Source organism: Streptomyces sp. NPDC088354 (genome assembly GCF_044753585.1).
Taxonomy (GTDB): Bacteria; Actinomycetota; Actinomycetes; order Streptomycetales; family Streptomycetaceae; genus Actinacidiphila.
Genome location: NZ_JBIVNJ010000050.1, coordinates 1 through 21,023, shown reverse-complemented (window position 1 = coordinate 21,023; position 21,023 = coordinate 1). Strand labels below are relative to the sequence as shown.

21 protein-coding genes, 1 tRNA gene and 1 pseudogene are annotated in these 21,023 nt (G+C 71.3%); 11 read left to right on the top strand and 12 right to left on the bottom strand.

All coding sequences use genetic code 11. The annotated features are described in order from the left end of the window. The first annotated feature begins 2 nt into the window (after window positions 1-2). The 4 genes from ACIP98_RS37725 to ACIP98_RS37710 all read left to right on the top strand — a co-directional run bounded on the left by ACIP98_RS37725 (window position 3) and on the right by ACIP98_RS37710 (window position 4,525). The gene (locus ACIP98_RS37725; RefSeq protein ID WP_319658433.1) at window positions 3-1,574 is read left to right on the top strand and encodes an NADH-quinone oxidoreductase subunit M; all 1,572 of its coding nucleotides are present in this window, start codon (window positions 3-5) and stop codon (window positions 1,572-1,574) included. Then, entirely contained in the window at window positions 1,574-3,088 is a 1,515-nt protein-coding gene (locus tag ACIP98_RS37720) for an NADH-quinone oxidoreductase subunit N (RefSeq protein WP_401980800.1), read from the top strand. Before ACIP98_RS37725 ends, ACIP98_RS37720 begins: the two co-directional genes overlap by 1 nt. 132 nt (window positions 3,089-3,220) lie before the next feature. Further along, window positions 3,221-4,081 (top strand): zinc metalloprotease HtpX, encoded by an 861-nt coding sequence (htpX, locus tag ACIP98_RS37715; protein WP_319658811.1) that lies wholly within the window; start codon window positions 3,221-3,223, stop codon window positions 4,079-4,081. Window positions 4,082-4,138: 57 nt separating this feature from the next. Further along, complete coding sequence (locus tag ACIP98_RS37710; RefSeq protein ID WP_319658435.1) at window positions 4,139-4,525, top strand: YccF domain-containing protein; 387 nt, start codon at window positions 4,139-4,141, stop codon at window positions 4,523-4,525. 25 nt (window positions 4,526-4,550) lie between these two features. On the opposite strand, the gene ACIP98_RS37705 is transcribed toward ACIP98_RS37710, so the two are convergent. From ACIP98_RS37705 to ACIP98_RS37690, 4 genes are all read right to left on the bottom strand, one after another. Next, on the bottom strand, window positions 4,551-5,933 hold the full coding sequence (locus tag ACIP98_RS37705; protein ID WP_401980798.1) for an FAD-binding oxidoreductase: 1,383 nt from the start codon (window positions 5,931-5,933) through the stop codon (window positions 4,551-4,553). Window positions 5,934-6,030: 97 nt separating this feature from the next. Beyond that, window positions 6,031-6,483 (bottom strand): flavodoxin family protein, encoded by a 453-nt coding sequence (locus ACIP98_RS37700; protein ID WP_319658437.1) that lies wholly within the window; start codon window positions 6,481-6,483, stop codon window positions 6,031-6,033. Between the two features lies 1 nt (window position 6,484). Then, window positions 6,485-7,804 (bottom strand): radical SAM protein, encoded by a 1,320-nt coding sequence (locus tag ACIP98_RS37695; protein WP_401980795.1) that lies wholly within the window; start codon window positions 7,802-7,804, stop codon window positions 6,485-6,487. Between the two features lie 251 nt (window positions 7,805-8,055). Further along, window positions 8,056-8,544, bottom strand: a complete 489-nt coding sequence (locus ACIP98_RS37690; RefSeq protein WP_319658439.1) for a YajQ family cyclic di-GMP-binding protein — start codon at window positions 8,542-8,544, stop codon at window positions 8,056-8,058. 187 nt (window positions 8,545-8,731) lie between these two features. On the opposite strand from ACIP98_RS37690, the gene ACIP98_RS37685 reads away from it, so the two are divergent. Then, window positions 8,732-8,813: transfer RNA gene (locus tag ACIP98_RS37685), tRNA-Tyr, on the top strand. 160 nt (window positions 8,814-8,973) lie between these two features. On the opposite strand, the pseudogene ACIP98_RS37680 reads toward ACIP98_RS37685, so the two are convergent. Then, a pseudogene (locus ACIP98_RS37680) lies at window positions 8,974-9,521 on the bottom strand (site-specific integrase); the annotation flags it as partial. A 434-nt stretch (window positions 9,522-9,955) separates the two neighbouring features. Here ACIP98_RS37680 and ACIP98_RS37675 point away from each other — a divergent pair. After that, on the top strand, window positions 9,956-10,237 hold the full coding sequence (locus tag ACIP98_RS37675; protein WP_401980792.1) for a hypothetical protein: 282 nt from the start codon (window positions 9,956-9,958) through the stop codon (window positions 10,235-10,237). Window positions 10,238-10,456: 219 nt separating this feature from the next. Here ACIP98_RS37675 and ACIP98_RS37670 read toward each other — a convergent pair whose 3' ends face one another. Beyond that, a complete protein-coding gene (locus ACIP98_RS37670) occupies window positions 10,457-11,023 on the bottom strand; it encodes a hypothetical protein (protein WP_401980790.1) in 567 nt (188 codons plus the stop codon). A gap of 33 nt (window positions 11,024-11,056) precedes the next feature. Further along, window positions 11,057-11,755 carry a YncE family protein gene (locus tag ACIP98_RS37665; RefSeq protein WP_401980787.1) on the bottom strand — a complete coding sequence of 233 codons (699 nt, stop codon included), beginning with the start codon at window positions 11,753-11,755 and terminating at the stop codon, window positions 11,057-11,059. Between the two features lie 678 nt (window positions 11,756-12,433). Here ACIP98_RS37665 and ACIP98_RS37660 point away from each other — a divergent pair. The 5 genes from ACIP98_RS37660 to ACIP98_RS37640 all read left to right on the top strand — a co-directional run bounded on the left by ACIP98_RS37660 (window position 12,434) and on the right by ACIP98_RS37640 (window position 16,478). After that, window positions 12,434-12,865: a DUF4259 domain-containing protein gene (locus ACIP98_RS37660; RefSeq protein ID WP_401980784.1), complete on the top strand. Its 432-nt coding sequence runs from the start codon at window positions 12,434-12,436 to the stop codon at window positions 12,863-12,865. A gap of 132 nt (window positions 12,866-12,997) precedes the next feature. Then, window positions 12,998-13,351, top strand: coding sequence for a VOC family protein (locus ACIP98_RS37655; protein ID WP_401980782.1), 354 nt, complete (start codon window positions 12,998-13,000; stop codon window positions 13,349-13,351). A gap of 152 nt (window positions 13,352-13,503) precedes the next feature. After that, complete coding sequence (locus ACIP98_RS37650) at window positions 13,504-13,935, top strand: hypothetical protein (protein WP_401980780.1); 432 nt, start codon at window positions 13,504-13,506, stop codon at window positions 13,933-13,935. Then, complete coding sequence (locus tag ACIP98_RS37645; protein WP_401980778.1) at window positions 13,932-14,231, top strand: hypothetical protein; 300 nt, start codon at window positions 13,932-13,934, stop codon at window positions 14,229-14,231. Before ACIP98_RS37650 ends, ACIP98_RS37645 begins: the two co-directional genes overlap by 4 nt. A gap of 282 nt (window positions 14,232-14,513) precedes the next feature. Next, the gene (locus ACIP98_RS37640; RefSeq protein WP_401980775.1) at window positions 14,514-16,478 is read left to right on the top strand and encodes a S9 family peptidase; all 1,965 of its coding nucleotides are present in this window, start codon (window positions 14,514-14,516) and stop codon (window positions 16,476-16,478) included. Window positions 16,479-16,512: 34 nt separating this feature from the next. Here the strand turns inward: ACIP98_RS37640 and ACIP98_RS37635 are convergent, their stop codons facing one another. The 5 genes from ACIP98_RS37635 to ACIP98_RS37615 all read right to left on the bottom strand — a co-directional run bounded on the left by ACIP98_RS37635 (window position 16,513) and on the right by ACIP98_RS37615 (window position 20,750). Further along, window positions 16,513-17,292 (bottom strand): hypothetical protein, encoded by a 780-nt coding sequence (locus ACIP98_RS37635; protein ID WP_401980773.1) that lies wholly within the window; start codon window positions 17,290-17,292, stop codon window positions 16,513-16,515. Beyond that, window positions 17,289-17,846, bottom strand: a complete 558-nt coding sequence (locus ACIP98_RS37630) for a SigE family RNA polymerase sigma factor (RefSeq protein ID WP_319658446.1) — start codon at window positions 17,844-17,846, stop codon at window positions 17,289-17,291. Before ACIP98_RS37630 ends, ACIP98_RS37635 begins: the two co-directional genes overlap by 4 nt. A 31-nt stretch (window positions 17,847-17,877) precedes the next feature. Beyond that, a complete protein-coding gene (locus ACIP98_RS37625; protein WP_401980770.1) occupies window positions 17,878-18,567 on the bottom strand; it encodes a hypothetical protein in 690 nt (229 codons plus the stop codon). 309 nt (window positions 18,568-18,876) lie between these two features. After that, a complete protein-coding gene (locus ACIP98_RS37620) occupies window positions 18,877-19,422 on the bottom strand; it encodes a hypothetical protein (RefSeq protein ID WP_319658448.1) in 546 nt (181 codons plus the stop codon). A 344-nt stretch (window positions 19,423-19,766) separates the two neighbouring features. Further along, entirely contained in the window at window positions 19,767-20,750 is a 984-nt protein-coding gene (locus tag ACIP98_RS37615) for an ABC transporter permease (protein ID WP_401980767.1), read from the bottom strand. Window positions 20,751-21,023 lie beyond the last annotated feature (273 nt).

Below are 21,023 nucleotides of genomic sequence, written 5' to 3'. Positions count from 1 at the left end.
CCGTGAACGACACCGTCCTCCCGTACGTCCTCGCGGCCGTCGTCGTCCTGCCGCTGCTCGGGGCCGCCGGCGCCCTGCTGCCGCCCCCGCCCGGCCTCAAGGGCAAGAACCCCGACCAGGCCGTGCTGCGCCACGGCGTGACCGTCACCGGTCTGGTGCTCGCCCTCACCGTCGTCCTGGCCGCCGGGTTCGACCACGGCCGGCCGGCGACGATGCAGGCGACCACCGACATCAACTGGATCCCGGCGCTCGGCATCCACCTCCACCTGGGTGTCGACGGCATCAGCCTCCCCCTCCTCGTCCTGACCGCGCTGCTGACCTTCCTCTGCGCGCTCTACAGCTACTTCAAGATGCCCGCGGGCCCGTCCCCGAAGGCGTTCGTCGCGCTCCTGCTCCTGCTGGAGTCGGGCACGCTGGCGACCTTCGCCGTGCTCGACCTGGTGCTCTTCTTCCTGGCCTTCGAGACCGTCCTGATCCCGATGTACTTCCTCATCGCCCGCTGGGGCGGCGAGAACCGGGAGAAGTCCGCCCTCCGCTTCATCCTCTACACACTGCTGGGCTCCGTGGTCATGCTGCTCGGCCTGCTCCTCATCGGGGTGAAGGCCGGCACATTCGACATGGTGGCACTCGCCACTGACAGTGGCCCCGCTGCCGCACTCAGTCACTCCACGCAGCTGATCGCCGTCCTCGCCATTGGCATCGGTCTCGCGGTGAAGGCCCCGATGTGGCCGCTGCACAGCTGGCTCCCCGACGCCCACACCGCGGCCCCCACGGTCGGATCGGTGCTGCTCGCCGGCGTCCTGCTGAAGATGGGCACGTACGGCTTCGTGCGGATCCTGCTGCCGATCGCCCCCGACGGCATGCGGACCTTCGCGCCCTATCTGGCCGCCTTCGCCGTCGTCGGGATCATCTACGGATCGCTGGCGTGCCTGGCGCTGGCCCGCAGCGGCACCGGCGGCGACCTCAAGCGCCTGATCGCCTACAGCTCCGTCGGCCACATGGGCTTCGTCCTGCTGGGCATCGCCACCCTGACCCCGACCGGCGTCAACGGCGCGCTCTTCGCCAACATCGCCCACGGCCTGATCACCGGCCTCCTCTTCTTCCTGGTCGGCGCCCTGAAGGACCGCTACGGCACCACCGACCTGGACGGCCTGGCGGGCCGTACCGGCGCCGCGCTCTACGGCCGCGCCCCCCGCATGGGCGCGCTGCTCGCCTTCGCGGCCGTCGCCTCCCTCGGCCTGCCGGGCCTGGCGGGCTTCTGGGGCGAGATGCTGGCCATGTTCGGCTCCTTCGAGCCCGCCGCGGGCCTGGACCGGGGCGCGTACCTCACGTTCACCGCGATCGCCGCGTTCGGCACCCTGCTGACCGCCGCGTACCTCCTGGTCGTCGTGCGCCGGGTCTGCATGGGCGACCGCGACACCGTCACCGGTGCACCGGCCCTCGCCGACGTACGGGGCTACGAGTTCGCCGCCTGGACCCCGCTGGTCGCCCTCACCGTCCTGGCCGGCCTGTGGCCCGCCGTCCTGCTCGGCCTGACCGACCCGGCCGTGCGCTCCCTGCTTGGAGGCAGCTGATGAGCCCCCTCGCCACCTCCGTCATCCAGTCCGTCGACTGGGCGGCGATCGCGCCGCCCGCCATCGCCGCGGCGGCCGCGCTGGTCGTGCTCGTCACCGACCTGTTCCTGCCCGAGGGCCGCAAGCAGGTGCTCGCCTGGATCACCGTCGGCGGCCTGGTCCTGGCCGGGCTCGGCCTGCTGCCGCTGCTGGACGGCGACCGCACCACCTTCTGCCTGGCCGGCCGTCCCGGCGAGTGCTCCTACGTCGCCGACCACTTCACCCTGGTCGTGCAGTTGCTGGTGCTGGCCGGGGCGCTGGTCGCCGCGCTGCTCTCGGTCCACCTGACGGACCGGATGCCGGCCGGCGAGTTCTGGTTCCTGCTGCTGTCCTCGGCCGCCGGGGCGGCGCTGCTGCCGGCCTCCCGCGACCTGGCGACCCTCGTCATCGCACTGGAGGTCACCACACTGCCCTCCTTCGCGCTCGTGGGCCTGCGCCGCGGCGACCGCCTGTCGGGCGAGGCGGCGCTGAAGTTCTTCCTCACCTCCGTCGCCGCGACCGCGGTCACCCTGCTGGGCGTCAGCTTCGTCTACGCCGCCACGGGCAGCCTCCACCTGAACGCCATCGCCCGTGGCCTGGACGCGGTCGATCCGCGCCTGGACGCCCTCGCCGCCGCGGGCGCCGCCCTGACCGTCGTCGGGTTCGCCTTCAAGCTCGCGGTGGCCCCCTTCCACTTCTGGGTGCCCGACACCTACACCGGCGCCCCGCTGCCCGTCGCCGGCTACCTGTCGGTCGTCGGCAAGGCCGCCGGCTTCTCCGGCCTCATCCTGGTGACGGTCGTCGCCTTCGAGCCGTACGCGCACGTGTGGGGCCCCGTCGTCGCGGTCCTGGCCGCGCTCACCATGACCGTCGGCAACGTCGCCGCCCTGCGGCAGCGCCCCGGCCAGTCGCGCAGCGCGGTGCGCCTGCTGGCCTGGTCCTCCATCGGCCAGGCGGGCTACCTCCTGGTGCCGATCGCCGCCGCCGCGTACGCCGACCCGCAACGCCAGGTCGGCATCACCCTGGCGTACGCCCTGATGTACGGCGCCGTGAACCTCGGCGCCTTCGGCGTCGCCGCCCTCGTCGCCCGCACGGCGCCCGGCAACCGGCTCACCGACTACCGCGGCCTGTACGCCCGCCACCCGTTCGCGGCGCTCTCCATGGCCTTCTTCCTGCTGTGCCTGGCCGGTCTGCCGCCGGGCGTCATCGGCCTCTTCGCCAAGGTCGCCGTCTTCTCCTCGGCGGTCGACGCGGGCCTGGGCTGGCTGGCCGCCGTCACGGCCGTCAACGTCGTCATCGCCCTGGTGTACTACCTGCGCTGGACGGCCCTGCTCTTCACCCGCGCCGAGGCCCCGGCCGCGGGGCCGGCGGCCGCCGAGCGCACCCGTACCCCCGCCCCCCTGACGGCCGCCATCGCGCTCACCGCCGTCATCGGGGTCGCCCTGTCGGGTGCGCCGCAGCTCGTCCTGCGCTTCGCGTCGAGCACGCTGCTCTGAGCACTCGCTCCGAGCATCCTGTGGAAAGCGCACAAGGGAACTAACGTCCCCCCGGTGGCGTTGGCCCTTACAGGAGGTTCTCCTAGGAAAACGGAGAAAACGTCTTCCTGCTGCACATCTTGGAGGGTGACCGTGCACCGCCGGCACAACGGGCTGAAGACCGCCGCGCTCCTCGGCGGACTGTCGGCACTCATCCTGGTCATCGGCAGTTTCTTCGGCCGGACGGGACTGGTCGTGGCGCTCGTCATCGCGGTCGGCACCAATGCGTACGCCTACTGGAACAGCGACAAGCTCGCCCTGCGGGCGATGCGCGCGCGGCCGGTGAGCGAGTTCGAGGCCCCGGCCCTCTACCGGATGGTCCGCGAGCTCTCCACCGCCGCCCGGCAGCCGATGCCGCGGCTCTACATCTCCCCGACCGAGGCCCCCAACGCCTTCGCCACCGGCCGCAACCCGCGCAACGCCGCGGTGTGCTGCACCGAGGGCATCCTGCGCATCCTGGACGAGCGCGAGCTGCGCGGCGTCATCGGCCACGAGCTCAGCCACGTCTACAACCGCGACATCCTCATCTCCTCGGTCGCCGGTGCCCTGGCCTCCGTCGTGATGTTCCTGGTCAACTTCGCCTGGCTGATCCCCATCGGCCGCTCCGACGACGACGAGGGCCCCGGCCTGCTCGGCATGCTGCTGCTGATGATCCTGGGCCCGCTGGCGGCGTCCCTCATCCAGCTCGCCGTCAGCCGCTCCCGCGAGTACGAGGCCGACGCCTCCGGCGCCCGCCTCACCGGGGACCCGCTCGCCCTGGCCTCCGCCCTGCGCAAGCTGGACGCGGGCACCAAGCGCCTGCCGCTGCGGCCCGAGCCGCGGCTGGAGACCACCAGCCACCTGATGATCGCCAACCCGTTCCGCCCGGGCGACGCGTCCAAGCTCTTCTCGACCCACCCGCCGATGGCCGAGCGCATCGCCCGGCTGGAGGAGATGGCCGGTCACCGCCCCTGAGTGCCGGTCACCGATCCCTCGCGGGCACCGCCCGCGCTCCCGTGGGAGGCTGACAGCATGAAGCCGATCAACCTCGTCCTGAACGTCGTGTGGCTGATCATCTGGGGGCTGTGGATGGCCATCGGCTACGCCCTGCTCGGCCTGCTGATGTTCGTCTTCATCGTCACCATTCCGTGGGGCATCGCCTCGCTGCGCATCGCCAACTACGTGCTGTGGCCGTTCGGCCGCACCACGGTGGAGCGCCCCGGCGCCGGCGTCGCCTCGACCATCGGCAACATCATCTGGCTGATCTTCGCGGGTATCTGGCTCGCCATCGGTCACGTCGTCGCCGGCATCGGCTTCTGCCTGACGATCATCGGAATCCCCTTCGGCATCGCCAACTTCAAGATGGTGCCGATCTCCCTGGTGCCGCTCGGCCGCGAGATCGTCCCCGTCGAGGAGTGAGGCGCGGCGGTCCGCGGGGGAGGGCTCAGCCGGGCGCGATGTTGTGGTTGAGCCGGAAGACGTTGTCCGGGTCGTACTCGGTCTTCACCCGCGCGAGCCGGCTGAGATTGTGCGCGCCGAACCCGGCGATGACCCGCCCCGCGCCCTCGTCGCCGATGAAGTTGAGGTAGACGGCGCCGGTGGACCACGGCTTCATGTCCTCGCGCACGTCGTGGGCCCACTGCCGCGCCCGGCCGTCGTCCGCGGGGTTCTCCCACAGCCCGAAGGGGTGGGCCACCCAGGCGGCACGGCGCCAGGGCAGCGGGTAGTCGTCAGGGCCGTGCGTCATGGCGCCGCCGCAGGGGAAGAGGACCTGCTGCGAGGGGGAGGGGACGACCATCGCCCGGGACCTGGCGCAGAAGCGTTCCACGGCCTCGTCCGGCAGCGACTCCAGGTACTCCGCGGACCAGTAGTTGCGGTAGCCCGGCGGGTCGTCGAACATGCCCTGCAGCTCCGCGTACGGCAGTTCCGCGATCATGCTGCCCTCGGGGGAGAGGGCCAGCAGCGGCGCGATCAGCTCCCGCGCCGGCTCCTCCTGGCCGATGTACGTCACCAGGGCGGCCGCCACCATGGTGCCGGCCATGTGCGGCGGGACGAAGTCCTCCGGCGGGGCCGTCACATAGAGCATGGCGCCGCCGACCTCCGGTGGCGCCGACTCCATGAAGTCCCGGTAGGCGCGCAGCAGTTCCGGCCCCGCTTCGGGCGGCCACAGCAACAGGGCCGCGGTCATCCGCGGCACCTGGTGCAGCCGCAGCGTCAGCGAGGTGACGACGCCGAAGTTCCCGCCGCCGCCATGCAGAGCCCAGAACAGCTCGGGGTTCTCGTCCTGCGCGGCGCGCACCATGGTGCCGTCCGCCGTGATGAGCTCGACCTCCTCCAGGCTGTCGCAGGCCAGCCCGAACCTGCGCTCCAGCCACCCCGAACCGCCGCCCAGGGTGAAGCCGCACACCCCGGTCGTCGACACCCGGCCGCCGGTGGTGGCCAGGTCGTACGGCTGCGCCGCGCGGTCCAGATGACTCATCAGGGCGCCGCCGCCGACCCGCGCCGTACGCGCCCGGGGATCCACCACCACCGCGTGCATGCGCCGCAGGTCGACCACGAGACCACCGTCGGTCAGGGACGTACCGGCGACGCTGTGGCCGCCACCGCGCACGGCGATCTCCAGCTCGCGCCCGCGCGCGAAACCGACCGCCGACGCCACGTCCCCGGCCGACGCGCAGAGCGCGACGACCGCCGGACGCCGGTCGATCATCGCGTTGAAGACGGTGCGGTTCTCGTCGTACGCCGGATCGCCCGGAGTGACGACCTCCCCGTCGAGGCCGGAACGCAGCGCATCCAGTGCCGTGTCGTCGAGGACCCGGGGTGCCATCGCGTGCCCCTCTCTCCTCCTCCACGGTAGGACGGGGCCCCGGCGGCGGCACGTCGGGGCGGGGGCCCCGCCGGGCTCCGGGCGGGGCCCGGGCGGGCTAGGCGGACAGCCCGGCCGCCAGGGCGGCCCCCAGCTCCCAGCAGGCCTCCAGATCGCCCTTGGAGGGCTCGCCGGTGACCATGACCTCGGCCGCCGCCTGCTCCCAGCCCAGACCCGTGGTGATCGACCGGATCCCGCGCACGGTCCCCGTCAGGTCGCTCCCGCCGTGCACCCAGTAGCCGAAGGGGCGGCCGCGCGTCGCGTCCAGGCACGGGTAGTAGACCTGGTCGAAGAAGTGCTTGAGCGCCCCCGACATGTAGCCCAGGTTCGCGGTCGTGCCGAGCAGGTAGCCGTCCGCCGCCAGCACGTCGGAGGCGGTCGCGGACAGCGCCGGCCGCCGTACGACGTCCACACCCTCGATCCCGTCCGTCGTCGCGCCCGCGACCACTGCCTCGAACATCGCCTGGAGATGGGGCGAGGGCGTGTGATGGACGATCAGGAGCGTGGCCACCTCAGCCGACCGGGGCCGCGGCGGCGGGGATGCTGTCCATGAAGGAGCTGACGGAGAACACGGCGTTGCCGGGACCGGCCGGACCGTACCCGGGCGGCGAGGACAGGCCGTACTCCTCCAGCGTCGCGCGGTACACGTCCAGCAACCGGATGTGGTACTCCAGCGGCGCGCCCTCGGGGTTGGCCTTGCCGAGCGGCGTCGTCGGCTCCGGGCACCAGGTGGTGAAGCGCGGCGTGATGCCGCGCGACATGAAGAAGCGCAGGCCCTCGGCGGTGGAGTCGATCGCCTCGCCGACACTGGTGAAGCCGAACGGCTCGGCCATCTCCACGCCCGCCACGAAGTTCGGGATCACATTGCGCGGGCCGAAGATCTCGGCGGAGTCCAGGATGCGGCGGTGCCACTCGTCGCGGCCGACGTGCTGCTCCTTGCCGGGGCAGTACAGCTCGAACAGCCGGCGGTCCCACACCTCGTAGTTGGGGTGGTAGATCTGCACGCCGTAGTCCTTGAAGCGCTGCACGTCCTCCTTGGGCAGCGCCTGGGCGACGACCTTGCCGATCCAGCGGCCGGGGAAGCGCTCCTCGATGGCCTTGGCGTAGTGCCCGTAGAAGTCGGCCTCGTCGCGGCCCGCCACCTTGCTGGTGATGGCCCCGCCGGTGAGGGTGTACGCGGTGGAGGTCTTCGCCGTGTCGTACTTGTCGATGATCTCCAGCGCCTCCAGCACCTCCTCGACCGGCTTCACGCCCGTGTACGGACGGCCGGCCGCCTTGTGCTGGCGCCAGTTGTGGTTGATGTCGCAGTACTGGCACTCCGCCTTGGCGCCGAAGTACTGGCAGACGCGGAAGACCGTCAGGTAGATGAGGTAGCCCCACTGGATCGTCGGCGCGACCTCCATCACCGACTTCCCGTTCTCCAGGGTGTGCCGGTAGTAGTCCGGCATCGGCGGCAGGCCCACGTCCGCGATGCGCACCCCGTCCAGGTACAGCCCCAGCACCCCGCGGCCGCCGGCCTGGACCCGGTACGGCGAGGCCGGGTTGACGCGGACCGACACCACGGTGCGGCGCAGGTCGTACGGACCGCCGGTGAGCACGATCTCCTCGGGCGGGCGGTTCAGCGCGGCGGCGCCCAGCTCCGGCAGCGTGCGGTGGTCGAAGGAGAAGATGAAGTACGACTTCGGTTTCACGTCGCCGTCGTCACCACCGCTGAGCGCGGAATCGTCGAACGCGATCCCGCCACGCAGCAGGTCCTCCTTGATGACCGCTTCGCGTGGCACGTGCGGGAAGCGGCCCATCAGGTCTTCCACCACTGCGGTGCGGTTCTGCATTGCCCGGCTCCATCCTCGAGACGACTGCCCGGGTCCCACGTGGAGGGTGGGCCCGAGGAGACCTTCAACGAACGACCCTACGCATGCCGGGGCGGTTCACGATGGCGGCCCCTCCCGTTCACCTCGGTCTGCGTACGGGGAGGAACCCGCCCGAATCCACCCGTGCCGGCGCCCCGGCGACCTCGCGGACCCGTCGGCCTACGACAAAGGTCCCGGCCGCCTCCTCCGGCCGGGACCTCGGCGTGCCGCGGTCAGCGGTAGTTCACGAACTGCAGGGCGAAGTCCAGGTCCTTGCCCTTGAGCAGCGCGATGACCTCCTGAAGGTCGTCGCGGCTCTTCGAGCTCACCCGCAACTCGTCGCCCTGCACCTGCGCCTTTACGCCCTTGGGCCCCTCATCGCGGATGATCTTGGCGACCTTCTTCGCGTTGTCCTGGGAGATGCCCTCCTCGATCGACGCGAAGATCTTGTACTCCTTGCCGGACAGCTGGGGCTCGCCCGCGTCCAGCGCCTTCAGCGAGATCCCGCGCTTGACCAGCTTCGTCTCGAAGACGTCGAGGATCGCCTTGACCCGCTCCTCCGAGTTGGCCTGCATCGCGATCTTGTCCCCGGACCACGCGATCGAAGCGCCGACGTTCTTGAAGTCGTAGCGCTGCGAGATCTCCTTCGCGGCCTGGTTGAGGGCGTTGTCGACCTCCTGCCGCTCGACCTTCGAGACGATGTCGAAACTGGAGTCGGCCATCTTCTGTTGGCTCCTTGGCTCTGATCCGTCAGGTCCGCGACCCACCACCGGGCCGCTCCCGCAAGCCTAGCCATCCGACCCGCCGGAGGCGCTGATCAATAGGGTGGCGGAGCACCCCCACGCATCGGGTATTGTTTACGACGTCGCCACGGGGACCACGCAAAACGGCCTCTGGAGACACTTCCCAGGCGGTGTGCCCGAGTGGCCAATGGGAGCGGACTGTAAATCCGTCGGCTTAGCCTACCCAGGTTCGAATCCTGGCGCCGCCACAGGAAATGAAGGGCCCGTGACCAGCAGAGATGCTGTCCACGGGCCTTCTTCGTACTCGAACGGCAGGCTGCCCCAGATGTGGGGTATGCCCCGTTCTGTCTCACCCGATTCCGCGTGCTGACCAGCTCTTGTGGGACATGTGTGGGACGGAGATTCCGATCACCCCCAGTTCTCCAGTGCCCTGTCGATCCGGGCGTTCGCCATCGTCGTCGCCCCGTCGAGACACTTTGCGTAGACCTTCAGTAGTACGGCGACGGTGTGGCCGGCGCGCCGCGCGACCTCCATCGGGTCCACCCCAGAGTTGAGCCACAGGGATACGCACGCGTGCCGCAAGTCGTAGGGGCGAGCTGCCATGCCGACATCTGTTGTTCCGCCGTGAGTGCCGTCTTGCGGGCCCGCGCCCAGACCTCCCCGTACCCGCTCTCCTGCACCAGGCCGCCCCGGGCGGTCCGGAACAGGCGCCCGTCGGGGGTCGTGCCGTAGGTCTCCAGATGCTCGCGCAGCATCTCCACCAGCGACGGAGGGATCGGGACCGACCGGACTTCCTTCCTCGGGCGTCGCTTCAGACCACGCTCATCATGTGCCTTGCCGGAGTCCGTCCAGGAACTCCCGACACGCGGCCGTGACCCGTCGAGTCGCAGCGTTCCCCAGCCCTCGGCAGGCAGGTCACAGTTCGCACGGCGGAGCCATACGACCTCACCCGGGCGCATGCCGCGTACTCGCGGTCGGGGCCCCTAGGGTCTGCACGAGAGCTCTGCGGGTGGAACTTGTCAAGCGATGCTCACGAGCCCCGTTGATGGCGCGTCAGACTGGAGCGCACGTGGGACGGGCATGGGACGACAGGGCGGTGTCCCTCAAAATTGCCAGTCCAGGGGACATGGGTCGCGCGGTCTGTAAAGCCGACCGTCAAGCGGAATCGGACGTTCACACTCAAAGGCTGCGGCGCAGGACGTCGCCGCTGCTCAGGCGCAGGCGTTGCCGCGCCCTGATGCTGGTCGGTTGACCCGGCAACGTGGGCAGAACGGGGCCGGCTTTACGACTGCGGGCGGATGGGCTGATCCACTTGCTGATCGGTGGTCATGGGTGAGGCCGTTACCGTACGGAGTGACTCTCATGACCGGCGGCTGCAGGGGCGGAGCGTGTGAAGAACCGACTACCGGTCCAGAACCGGGGGGACAGGGATGTCTGCCTGTTCATCGAGCCGTACGGCGAGGATTTTTGGATGAAGCCGGGAGACTCCTTCACCGTCGTGCCGATCCGAGAGCAGAGCAATGTCGAGTTCTCGGTGGTCGTGGCGGCGGACCTTCTCACAGTGTGGCTCTACGAGGACGGCGACCCCTACAACGCCATACTTGACTACGAGGTGGTTGACGCCCACGGCTCCAAGCTGGCGTGCGGGCACCAGCGACCGGCTGATGTCTGAAGCCGATGAGCGGCAAGCCTTGCGGTAGCTCTTGGGTCTCCCATGCCGTGGGAGTGCGTGGGGCCGGTGTGGGACGACCGTGTGGTGTCGGTGGAAAATGCCAGGTCAGGGGCCATGAGCCGCGCGGTCTGTAAAGGTGACCGTCAAGCCGAATCGCCTGTTCACCTCATTGAGTCGGGCCCGGCGCCAGCGCGCCGGGCCCGATGAGGATCGTTGTGCTTAGCCGACGACCTCAATGACGATCTCGGCGCTTCCTGAGACGTGGTCGGAGTCTCCTGCGTAAGTGACGCTGTATAGGTGCGTACTCGGCAGGGGCGGGCGATCAACGAATTTGAAGGTGCCGTCGGCTGCCACACGAGCGGTAGCGATCGGCTCGTAGTCGCGCGAGACCGTGACCCGGGCGTGCGCCGGAAGCGGAACCAGGGAGGTCAGCGTTCCGTGGACGGTCAGTCGCTGTCCGAGCGGGGTTGTCTCCGGTCCCTGCAAGGTGATGTCGCCGGAGGCTTTGCGGACGTCGGTGACGACGTCGAGGATCACCTCGCCCGAGTACGGGAAGCGGGTTGCGAACAGGCGGTTGCCGTCTGGAGCCCAGGTCACCCCTCGCGCCAGCAGGTCCCAGCGAGGCCAGGAGAGCGCGATCTTGCGGAATGACGCGGTCGAGCCAGGCTGGTAAAGGTAGATGTCGGAGGGGCCGCCGATCGTGATGCCCGCGGCAACCATGCCGTTGGGGGCGATGGCCACCGAGCTGGGATAGGTACCGGTCTCGTATTTACCGATCTCGGTCAAGTCGGAGATACGCCACTGCTGGTGGGAGTCGGGTCACGCCGCGGTGACGGCGGTCTCGCCGTCCGGGGTGATGGCCAGGTCGTCGACGCGGAAGGCAGCGTCCGTGTACGCGACCTCCTGGGCGGATCCGGAACTCACGTCGTACGTACGCATCCCCGGTGCACCCGTACTCTCCGCGGCGACGAGCCTGTCAGGGCGAGCCGGCGAGGAGGCGAGACGTGGTTTGCCGTACCACACAGGGTTGCGGTCCAGTTCGACCACCGGATCGGTGTCGGCGACGCTGATCGAGCCGATGCCGGCGTCGAAAACGGTCGCTTGGTAGGAGAACCAGAGCTTCCCGCCCGCTACGGCGAGGTTTTCCGGCTCCGTGTCGGATCCCGTGGCGAACCGGCGGGTCTCGGTCAGGGTGGTGGTGTCGATGGCAGCGATTGCGTCGGCGTCCGGCAAGGCTACGTACAGGGTCGACTCGTCACCGGACAGCGTCATGCCGCGGGCGCCGTCGAGCCCTTCGACCGTCTTGAGCACGCGGCCGTCGTGATCGGTGGCCACGACGGCGTCATCGCCAGGTGCGCTGACGTATACGTGGTGGTTGTCGGCGAGCGTCTGCCAGTGCGACGTGACCGGCAGGATGACGCTGTCCGCGGCCTGTGCCGGGCTTGGGCTCGCAAACAAGGTCAGTGATGCGGCGAATGTGGCAAGTGCAGTTGCCCCCGCCAGTCTGCGTATGCGCAAGTGTGTTCCCCCTACCGGACTTGATTGACCACAGGGCGTGATCAACTGACGGAGGCTAAGGGTTGACACTGAACTGCGGGCGACACTCCGGTGTACGGCCAGTGGCCTCATGTTGCGATCAGGCGCGAGGTGCCAGGCCCGCGCATGGGAACCCGGGCCCCCTGTCCCTCTATGAACGCGCAGCTTGCCGAGGCTTGTCGAAGTGGATCCTCAAGACGTTGGCGGACACACGTCTGGGAGAACAGGTACGTCAAACCCAGGTGGGTACGGGGCGCCGTCGTGCAGCCGTGGGACTGGCGTGGGGCAGGTGGGCCTACAACTGGGATTACCGCTGGTCAGGGCGCCATGCCACGCGGTCTGTAAATCCGTCGGCTTAGCCTACCCAGGTTCGAATCCTGGCGCCGCCACAGTGGAAACACAGCCCCTGAACTGCGGAAACGCAGAGCAGGGGCTGTTTTGCCTGCTTCGGCCGGTGGGGGCCCCTGTCTCGCTCCGTCCCGTTCACGCATGAACCCTCCGAGCGGCTGTGGACAGGGATCCGGGGGCCGGCCTGCGGCTGCGGGACATGTGTGGGACGGGCGGACCGCGCCCGGTGAGTGTCCGAGCCCGGTCGTTGTCGTGGTCGCATTGTCGGTGGCTCGTGCGAGGCTCCCGGCCCAGCCGTACGAGGAGATCATCATGGGTACCTGGGCTACCGGCGCATTCGACAACGACAGTGCCGCGGACTTCGCCCACGCTCTCGACAACGCCCAGCCCGAAGAACGTGAAGCCCTGGTCCGGGGCGTACTCACCCGTACCGTGGAGGCCAGTGGCTGCCTCACGGAAGCGGAGGAGGCTGTGGCCGCCGCGGCACTGATCGCGGCGCAGTGTCCGGGCGGGGAACCAGTCGACACGCCCTACGGCCCTGAAACACCCATGCCGAACTTCCCCCTCGACCTCCGGACCCTGGCGGACGAAGCCCTTGCCCGCGTCGTCAGTGACGAATGCGGATCGGCGTCGAACTGGATCGACCCACGAGACGGCAGGCAATGGCGTACGACGCTCAACCGGCTTCGTGGCGTGCTCCTCCCGCCGCCACCAACCATCCCCCTCTTTGCTGTCGAGCCGTAGCGCAGGGCAGCGAGTTGTGTGAGGCGGGTGTGGTCGCTGTCGACGCCGAGGCGTTCAGCGGCCCAGGACACCGCCGGCCGGGGCGGCCCAAGTGCCTGGTGCTCGGGGCCGCGGCAGGTCTAACCTCGGCGGATGGCCTTGGAATGGGAACAGGTAGTTGTCCACTCGGAGGATCCGGCGGCCCTCGGGCAATGGTGGGCCGAGGCCCTCGGCTGGGTCGTGGTCCACTCCTCCGACGATGAGTTCGAGATCCGCCCGGAGCCCGATCGCCTGCCGGGGCTGGACTTCGTCCGGCTCGCTGAGAGCAAGAAGGCCAAGAGCCGGCTGCATCTCGACTTCAGGCCCGATGACCAGGATGCCGAGGTGGCTCGCCTCGAGGCGCATGGCGCGAAGCGGGTCGACATCGGCCAGGGCGACCAGTCGTGGGTGGTCCTGGTGGACCCCGAGGGCAACGAGTTCTGTGTCCTCGGTCAGCGGCAGCCGTAGGAGCCGTAGGGGCCGTAAGGCTCGGTAGCGGGGTACCCGGCGCGGACGGCGGTGTGAATCAAGGGGATCCGTCCGCGCCGCGGGTACGGTGACGTTCCGGTCCCGCGAGCCGTGAGCTCTTCGTATGACGCCGAGCCGATCGAGCAGCAGCCGTGACTGACGCGGCCTCACGCGCGGAGGAACGGGTCGCGCGCGTACGGGACGACCCCGCCGGACGGTACGCGCCGGCGCGGGAGTTCTACCAGGTGGCCTCGGGGCCACGGCGCCGGTACGGACATGCCGAGTTGAGCTTCATGCGCTGGTCGCTCGCCCGCGTCGTGCTCGCGCCGGAAACCGCCGAGCGGCCCGGCAGTCCCTGGTGGCGGGCCGTCAACGAACGCCTGCTGCGGGACAAGACCGAGGCCCACCTGCTGTGCGCCGGGAACACGGCCGCGGCCGGCGCCCGCAGCGTCGAGTTCCGGGTCCACTTCTCCGCGCACCCGACCCCGGCCGCTGGTACCGCGCGCACAACGCCAGCATCGTCGCGGGCTACCTGGAGCGCGAGGACCTGGCCGCCGCCGAGTCGCGGGTGGAGCGGTTCATGATGAACGTCGCGCTGCTGCGCGTCCTGTTCACCCACGCGATGCTGGCTCGGCCGCGCCTCGCGCTCGGCCGGGCGGCCGCCTTCGGGCCCCTGCTGGCCGACCCGCGGCACCGGGCCGTCCGGATGTTCCTCGACCTCGGCCGGTCCTTCCCGCCCGACTATCCGGTGACCACACCCATCGACGAGACCGTCCTCGACGAGCACGCCCTCGCCCGCATGCTCGACTACGGACTGATCGTCCCGCGGCTGCCCGCGCTCTACGCGTTCTCGGCCGAGTCGCTGGGCCACCGCGGCTGACGGACCTGCTGGACGACGGTGTCCCGGCCTACGCGTGGCCGCGCAGGGAGCGGCGGACCCGGTACATCGGCAGCACGGGTCCCCATCTGCGCGTGATCGCCCGCGCCAGCGGCGCGCGCCTGTCCTGGGAACCGTCGCCCCTGGCCCCCGCGCGCCGCCGCGAGCCGCCCGGTGGGCAGAACCGCTGACAGGGCCGCGACCCGAACGTTATGAAGGTCCTTTGCAGTCGGGTTGTCACGGACGGATGGGGTAGGCGAATTGACCGGGTTGACCGAGAGGACATTGACATCGCTGGCCGAGTTGATCGTGGACAGCGTCGCGCCACGGTTCCCGGCAATCTCGCCGGACGGCCGCGCGGTCGCCTACGCGGCGAGCACGATAGGCGTCCGGGAGCGCCCGGCCAGCACCCTGTGGCTGGCGTCCGCCGACGGGAGCGCGCCTTCCCGACGGCTGACCGAGGGGACGGGCCGGTACGGCGCACCGCGGTGGGCGCCGGATTCGGCGTCGCTGTTCTTCACCGCGGGCGGCCAGCTGCACCGGATACCGGTCGGGGGCGGGGAGACGGAGACCCTCACGTCCTGGGCGAGCGGTATCGCGGGCCAGTTGCCGCTGGCCGACGGACGCACGGTCGCCGTGATCGCGGAGGACGAGCCCGACGCGGAGGACGAACGCAGGGAGGCCGAGGGGGACGACGCCGAGGTGTGGGGCGAGCGGGTGCCCTTCGCCCGCCTGCGGCTGCTCGATCTCGGCAGTGGTGAGCTGCGCGTGGTGGACCAACTGGGCGACCGGCACGTCGTGCACATGGCGCAGCGCCCGGACGGCGGCCCGCTGGCGGTGGTCAGCTGGTCGAGCCCGGACATCGATCCCGGGTTGTCCACCGCCGAACTGCACGTGGTGGACCCGGTGTCGGGGGCCGTGCACGACCTCGGCCCCGCCGGGCTGGATGCGAGCTCGCCGGCCTGGTGGGCCGCCGACGACGGGTGGCACCTGGCCTACCTGACGACCACTCCTCCCGGCACCGTGGGCGGCAGCGCGGTCCTGGACGTCGCCGTTCCGGAGGCCGGCCCCGCCGCGGAGCACCGCAATCTGACGGCGGACATGGTCGTCTGCCCGACCGAACTGGTGCAAGCCGCCGACGGCCCGCCCTTGGCGCTGTTCGCCGACGGCCTGGACACCGCTCTGTTCCGGCTGGACCCACGGGACCTGCGGTTCCGGCGGCTGTTCAGCAGGCAGGGCATCGTCCACGCGCTCAGCGTGAGCGGGTCCGGTGGGACGATCGCCGTGATGGCGGGCACGGCCCATGAGCCGAAGGACGTGCACGCCGGGTCCCCCGAAGGTGCGCTGGCCCGGGTCAGCGACACCAGGCCGCAACTGCGCGACGTCGTGTGGGGGAGTCAGGAACGGCTGTCCTACAAGGCGTCCGACGGCCTCGCTCTGGACGGGCTGCTGCTCCTGCCGCCCGGCCGGAGCCGCGAGGACGGCCCTTTCCCGCTCATCACGATCGTGCACGGCGGCCCGTACGGGCGCTACGCCGACGAGTTCCAGTTCCACATCGACCTGCCGCCGGGGCAGTGGTTCGCGGCCGCCGGGTACGCCGTCTTCCTGCCCAACCCGCGCGGCGGCGAGGGCCACGGCCATCCCTTCGCGGCGATGGCGGCGGGGGCGGCCGGCGGTGCCGAGTGGACCGACATCACCGAGGGCATCGACCTGCTGATCGCGGAGGGCGTCGCGGACCCGGACCGGCTCGGGATCGGCGGCTGGAGCCACGGCGGGTACATGGCGGCGTGGGCGGTGGGGCAGACCGACCGCTTCAAGGCCGCGGTGATGGGTGCCGGGGTCAGCGACTGGGGCATGCTCGCCGCGACCGGCGAATGGGGACCGGCCAACGAGGCCGGCGTCAGCGGCAGCGTCGGCTGGGAGGGACCGGGCCCGCACCCGCACGACCGGGTCAGCCCGATCTCGTACGCGTCCAGGATCCGCACCCCGGTGCTGATCCTGCACGGGGAGCACGACACCAATGTGCCCATCGGCCAGGCCGTCCTCTTCCACCGCGCACTGCGGCACTTCGGTGTCGAGCACGAGTTCGTCACCTACCCCCGCGAGGGCCACATGATCGGTGAACGCGGCCATCTGCTCGACCTGCTCCGGCGCACCCGGGCGTGGTTCGACCGCCGGCTCGGCAGCCCCGGTGCCGGCAGCCCCGGTCAGGACGGGCGGCCGGTGGACGGGCAGGGCAAACCGGCCTGATCCGGGCCCGCGGAAGTGCCGACCGCCGGCCGGCTCAGCGCCAGTCGGTGTAGTGGCCGAGCCGCCGGTCGCCGGCGTCGTACTCGTCGACCGAGGTGATCGTCAGTCCGCCGGGGACGGGGGCGGCCCAGGCGCGGTACCCGGTACCGGGGAGGGTGATCACAAAGGCCTTCACCTGGCTGCCGTCGGAGAGGTGGAGCACGCCGTAGGCGACCTCGGGGCCGGGGTGGGAGACGATCAGCCGGGTGCCGGTGGTGCCCTTGTCGTGCAGGCCCCACAGGCCGGTGTTTCCGCCGGCCTGTGGGTCGTCGGTGCCGGTGACGGGCTGGCAGTCGCTCCAGGGGCCGCCCTGGTGGTCGATGCGTACCCCGCCGATGTACATGCGCTGGCAGAGCAGGGCGTCGCCGGGAGTGGTGCTGCCGTCGGGGAGGACGAGCCGGGTGTAGCCCTCGGGCAGGGTGCGGTGGAACTCCAGCGCCACCGACCAGGGCTGACCGTCCGTCGTCCCCTCGGCGACGCGGACGGTGACCGTGTCGGGGGTGCGGGCCGTGCCGGTGGCGGTGGGGCTCGCGGAAGGGGAGCCCGTGTGCGCGGGGCCGGCCGAGGGGTGCGAACCGAGGAACGGCAGGGTCAGGGCGGCGGTGAGCACGCACGCGGCTCCGGCCGTGGCGGCGGCCGCGGCCCGGCGGCGCCTCCTGCGGGTGCGCGCGAAGGTCAGGATCCGCTCGACGGGCGGCCGGGACGAGGGGTAGGCGTCGCGTGACCTGGCGAAGGCGGCGCGCAGCCGGTCTTCCTGCTCGGGGTCGGGAGTCATCGTGCCTCTAGGGGGCGGCCGGGCCGGTGGGGAGGGGCGAGCCTGGCGTCGCTGCGCAGTCTGGCCAGGGCCCGGGACGCCTGGCTCTTCACGGTGCCGACCGAGCAGCCGAGGACGTCGGCCACTTCCTCGGCGGACAGGTCCTCGCAGTAGCGCAGCACCACGACCGCCCGCTGGCGCTCGGGCAGGACGGACAGCAGGCGGGCCAGGGCGTCGTTCCCGTCCACGGCGCCGACGCCCGCCCCGTCGTCGGGGACGGGGCGGGTGTCGGGCACGGAGGCGAGGAGGAGATGGGCGATCCTGCGGCGGCGGTGCCGGCTGCGGTTGGTGTTGACCAGGGCGCGCCGCACGTACTGCTCGGCGGACTCGGGCCGCAGTCGGCGCCAGTGCGGGTACACCCGGGCTAGTGTCGTCTGCACCAGGTCCTCCGCCTCGTGGAAGTCGCCGGTGAGCAGGTACGCGGTGTGGGTCAGGGATCGCCAGCGGGCGGCGACGAAGCGGGAGAACTCCGCGTCCGGTCCGCTGTCGGCGGCCCTGCGATCACGTGACTGCACGGCAGGAAGTGCCCGTCCTTCGCCTCGGTGGTCAGTGCCAGAAGGTGTCGTGCCTCAGGCGCTTGCCCTGGGCGTCGTACTCGTCGACCGCATCGATCGTCTGGCCGTCGGCTATGGGCGCGGCCCAGCCGCGGTAGTCGGTGCCCGGCAGGGTGACGGTGTTCGCCCGCACCCGCGTGCCGTCGGAGAGGTGGAGCACGCCGTAGGCGACCTCGGGGCCGGGGGTGGAGACCATCAGCCGGGTGCCGGTGGTGCCCTTGTCCTGCAGGCCCCACAGGCCCAGGCTCCCGCTGCCCTGGGAGTCGTGGGCCCCGGTGACGGGCTGGCAGTCGCTCCAGGGGCCGCCCTGGTGGTCGATGCGCACGCCGCCGATGTACATGCGCTGGCAGAGCAGGGCGTCACCGGGCACGGTGTCGCCGCCGGGAAGCGTGGGCAGCGTGTAGCCCTTGGGCAGGGTGCGGTGGAACTCCAGTGACACGGACCAGCGCCGGCCGTCCACCCGGCCCTTGCCGATCAGCTGGGTGACGACCCGCGGCGCCTGCCGGTGCGCGCTGGCAGCGGCGGCGGAGCCGGGAGCGGGCGCCGCGGCCCGGTGGACGGCCGGGCCCGAAGCGGCCGGGCTCGGCGCGGCCGCCATCGCGGAGGCGCCGAACGAGAGCGCGCCGACCACCGTCGCCATGACGGCGGCCAGGGCGGCCTTCCTTGCTGAACTGAGAGCCATGGGGAGTTTCTCCTTGCAGCCGGTGCCCGGCACTGCGCCGGGCGGTCCTCGGCGGCCGGCGCGCTGGGCCCGCGCGCCGGCCTGCGGCGGTCACCGGATGTGGTGGCCGCCGTGGGGACGTCCGTCCTTAGGTACTCCCAAATGTGCGTGGCAGGTTGCACGCCCGGCGCGGCCAATGCGTTTCCGGTCCGGGCGCGGAGGATCCCCGACCGTGCGAAGTCCACCGGCGACGAGCGGAGTTGACGCCGGAGAACCCGTCCGTGCGACGCCGGCAGGGAGGGGACGCTCCGTGGGCCGGCGGTGCGCGCCCTACGCCCGCAGGGAGGTGTCGCCCGTCGGGTCGGCGTAGAGGAGGCCGAGCAGGCCCTCGCGGTGGAGGCCGGCGATGGGGCCCAGGAGGTCGGGGTGGCGGAGCAGCGGGGCCGCGCTGTGGTCGCGGGGGCTGGGGATCGTCAGGCGGCGAGCGTCGCCCACGGCGCCGGAGCCGCCCGCGCCGTGGTGGGTCGCGGCCAGGCAGGCCGCCGCGGCCGCGGCGAGTTCCACGTCGGCGAGCAGGCAGGCGGCCCAGCTCACGACGGTCTCGTCCACCCAGGTCCGCCAGACGCGGTCGTCGTCCGCCGTCGGGTGGACGTCGGCGCCGGTGACCGCGTCCAGGCGGCCGGAGCCGCCGGGGCCGAGCATGGTGAGCAGCTCGGCGTCGAGCGGGGTGGGGTAGCGGAGGGCGGCGGCGATGGTGGCCGCCTGCCACGCCTGGGCCTCGGCCAGGGCGTGGTTGAGCGGGCCGGCCGCCGGCGGGAACGCCGAGAGCAGCCAGCGCGTGGCGGCGGCGATGAATGGCGAGAGATCAGTGGGCATCGTGAACCGTCCTTCACATGTGCCCGCCGTGGTCCTCTGCCGGCGCGTCATTGCGGTCGCGAGCACTGGCGCGCCCGCGAGGGGCGTGCCTGGCCGGCCAGCGTAGGACGCTCGCCGGGGTGCCGACAGGACGTGGCTCACAGCCGTCCGCCGCCCCTTCCCGCCGCCCGGTTCCGCCCGGGCCTCCCGCAGGCCCTCCCCGGCGCGGCATTTCGGGCACTTCGCCCGTTCGGGAACCGCGTCCCGGCGCGACCGCGACGTGGCGAAGGTCACCGCACGCCGGCGCCGAGGAGGCCGCGCGGAGACCCCGCCGGACGAGGCCCGGGACGCGACGCGCCGGGGCATCACGACGCCGGGCGGTGGCGGTAGCGCCGGATCCAGTAGACCGCCGCGGCCAGCAGGGTCCACCCGATGAGCACCAGGAACGGGAAGGCGTACTGGTGGCTGTAGAAGTAGATGGCGTTGTGCTGGGCGTTGACCGACGCCCCGGGCGGGAGCCAGCGCCCGATGGCGCCCAGCGGCTGCGGCAGCAGCGGCCAGGACACCGCGCCGCCGGAGGACGGATTGCCCAGCACGACCATCAGTGCCCAGGTGGGCAGGATCGCCCAGCGGCCGAAGAGGATGTGGAACATCGTGAAGACCAGGGCCGACGTCACCATGGTCATGGTCAGGATGCCCCAGGACTCCCAGAACGGCAGGTGCAGCACGTCAAGGCCCCAGTCCACGACGGCGCAGATCGCGAAGCCGCCGAGCGCCGAGTAGGCCACGATCGCCGCCAGGCGCTCCAGCGGCCGCAGGTCCGGTGCGTGCACGGTGAGTTGGCCGGATCCGACGAAGCCGATGATGATGGCGGCCAGGGTGATGTAGAAGATGGCCAGGCCCTGCGGGTCGCCGGGCTGCAGCGGTTTGAGGCTGGTGACGGTGAGCGGTACGCCGGCCTGCGCGGCCGCGCCGGGCGCCGCGGTCGCCAGGACCCGGGCCACCGAGGCGCCGGCGGCCGGCACGAGTTCGAGGGTGACGCCTCTGCCGCCGGGCCCGGCCTGCAGCACGGCGAAGATGCGCTGCCGTTCCACGGCCTCGACGGCCGCGGCGCGGGTGGCGAAGCGCCGTTCCTCCAACTGGGTGCTCAGCCCCGCGTCCAGGCGCGCCACGAAGGTCCCCACGGCGGGCGCTTCGTCGACGACCCCGACCGGCACGCGGTGCGGCGTGGGATGGGCCATGGCGAAGCTGTACGAGCCGGCGAAGAGCCCGGCCATGACGGCCAGGATCGGGATGAGGACGAGCGCCGGCAGGAACCGCGAACAGACCGACTGGCGTTCCGCGTTCATTCGCGCATCGCATCCTCCGCGATTCCGGCCGCTCCTCGTGCGCCCGGGCCCGGGCTGCCTGTGCGCCACGCGGGCCCGGCGGGAATGCCCTTTCCGTACAAAGCATGCGAAAGCTGTCGTGAGTCAAAGTACTGCCCGGGTTCCGCGGTCGCCACCGCGGCCGCGGGCGCCGGAATGCCTAGACGAGTCTGTCCGAATGGCTGCGGGCATGAAGAGAGGGTGTTCAAGATCCGTTTGTGACGACAGAACTGAACACCCTCGTGACCGCACTGT

Excerpts from the sequence above, each read along its gene's own strand:
- ACIP98_RS37720 (WP_401980800.1), top strand. The coding sequence starts at position 1,574 with ATGAGCCCCCTCGCCACCTCCGTCATCCAGTCCGTCGACTGGGCGGCG.
- ACIP98_RS37710 (WP_319658435.1), top strand. The coding sequence starts at position 4,139 with ATGAAGCCGATCAACCTCGTCCTGAACGTCGTGTGGCTGATCATCTGG.
- ACIP98_RS37705 (WP_401980798.1), bottom strand. The coding sequence starts at position 5,933 with ATGGCACCCCGGGTCCTCGACGACACGGCACTGGATGCGCTGCGTTCC.
- ACIP98_RS37695 (WP_401980795.1), bottom strand. The coding sequence starts at position 7,804 with ATGCAGAACCGCACCGCAGTGGTGGAAGACCTGATGGGCCGCTTCCCG.
- ACIP98_RS37690 (WP_319658439.1), bottom strand. The coding sequence starts at position 8,544 with ATGGCCGACTCCAGTTTCGACATCGTCTCGAAGGTCGAGCGGCAGGAG.
- ACIP98_RS37660 (WP_401980784.1), top strand. The coding sequence starts at position 12,434 with ATGGGTACCTGGGCTACCGGCGCATTCGACAACGACAGTGCCGCGGAC.
- ACIP98_RS37655 (WP_401980782.1), top strand. The coding sequence starts at position 12,998 with ATGGCCTTGGAATGGGAACAGGTAGTTGTCCACTCGGAGGATCCGGCG.
- ACIP98_RS37645 (WP_401980778.1), top strand. The coding sequence starts at position 13,932 with ATGATGAACGTCGCGCTGCTGCGCGTCCTGTTCACCCACGCGATGCTG.
- ACIP98_RS37635 (WP_401980773.1), bottom strand. The coding sequence starts at position 17,292 with ATGACTCCCGACCCCGAGCAGGAAGACCGGCTGCGCGCCGCCTTCGCC.
- ACIP98_RS37625 (WP_401980770.1), bottom strand. The coding sequence starts at position 18,567 with ATGGCTCTCAGTTCAGCAAGGAAGGCCGCCCTGGCCGCCGTCATGGCG.
- ACIP98_RS37620 (WP_319658448.1), bottom strand. The coding sequence starts at position 19,422 with ATGCCCACTGATCTCTCGCCATTCATCGCCGCCGCCACGCGCTGGCTG.
- ACIP98_RS37615 (WP_401980767.1), bottom strand. The coding sequence starts at position 20,750 with ATGAACGCGGAACGCCAGTCGGTCTGTTCGCGGTTCCTGCCGGCGCTC.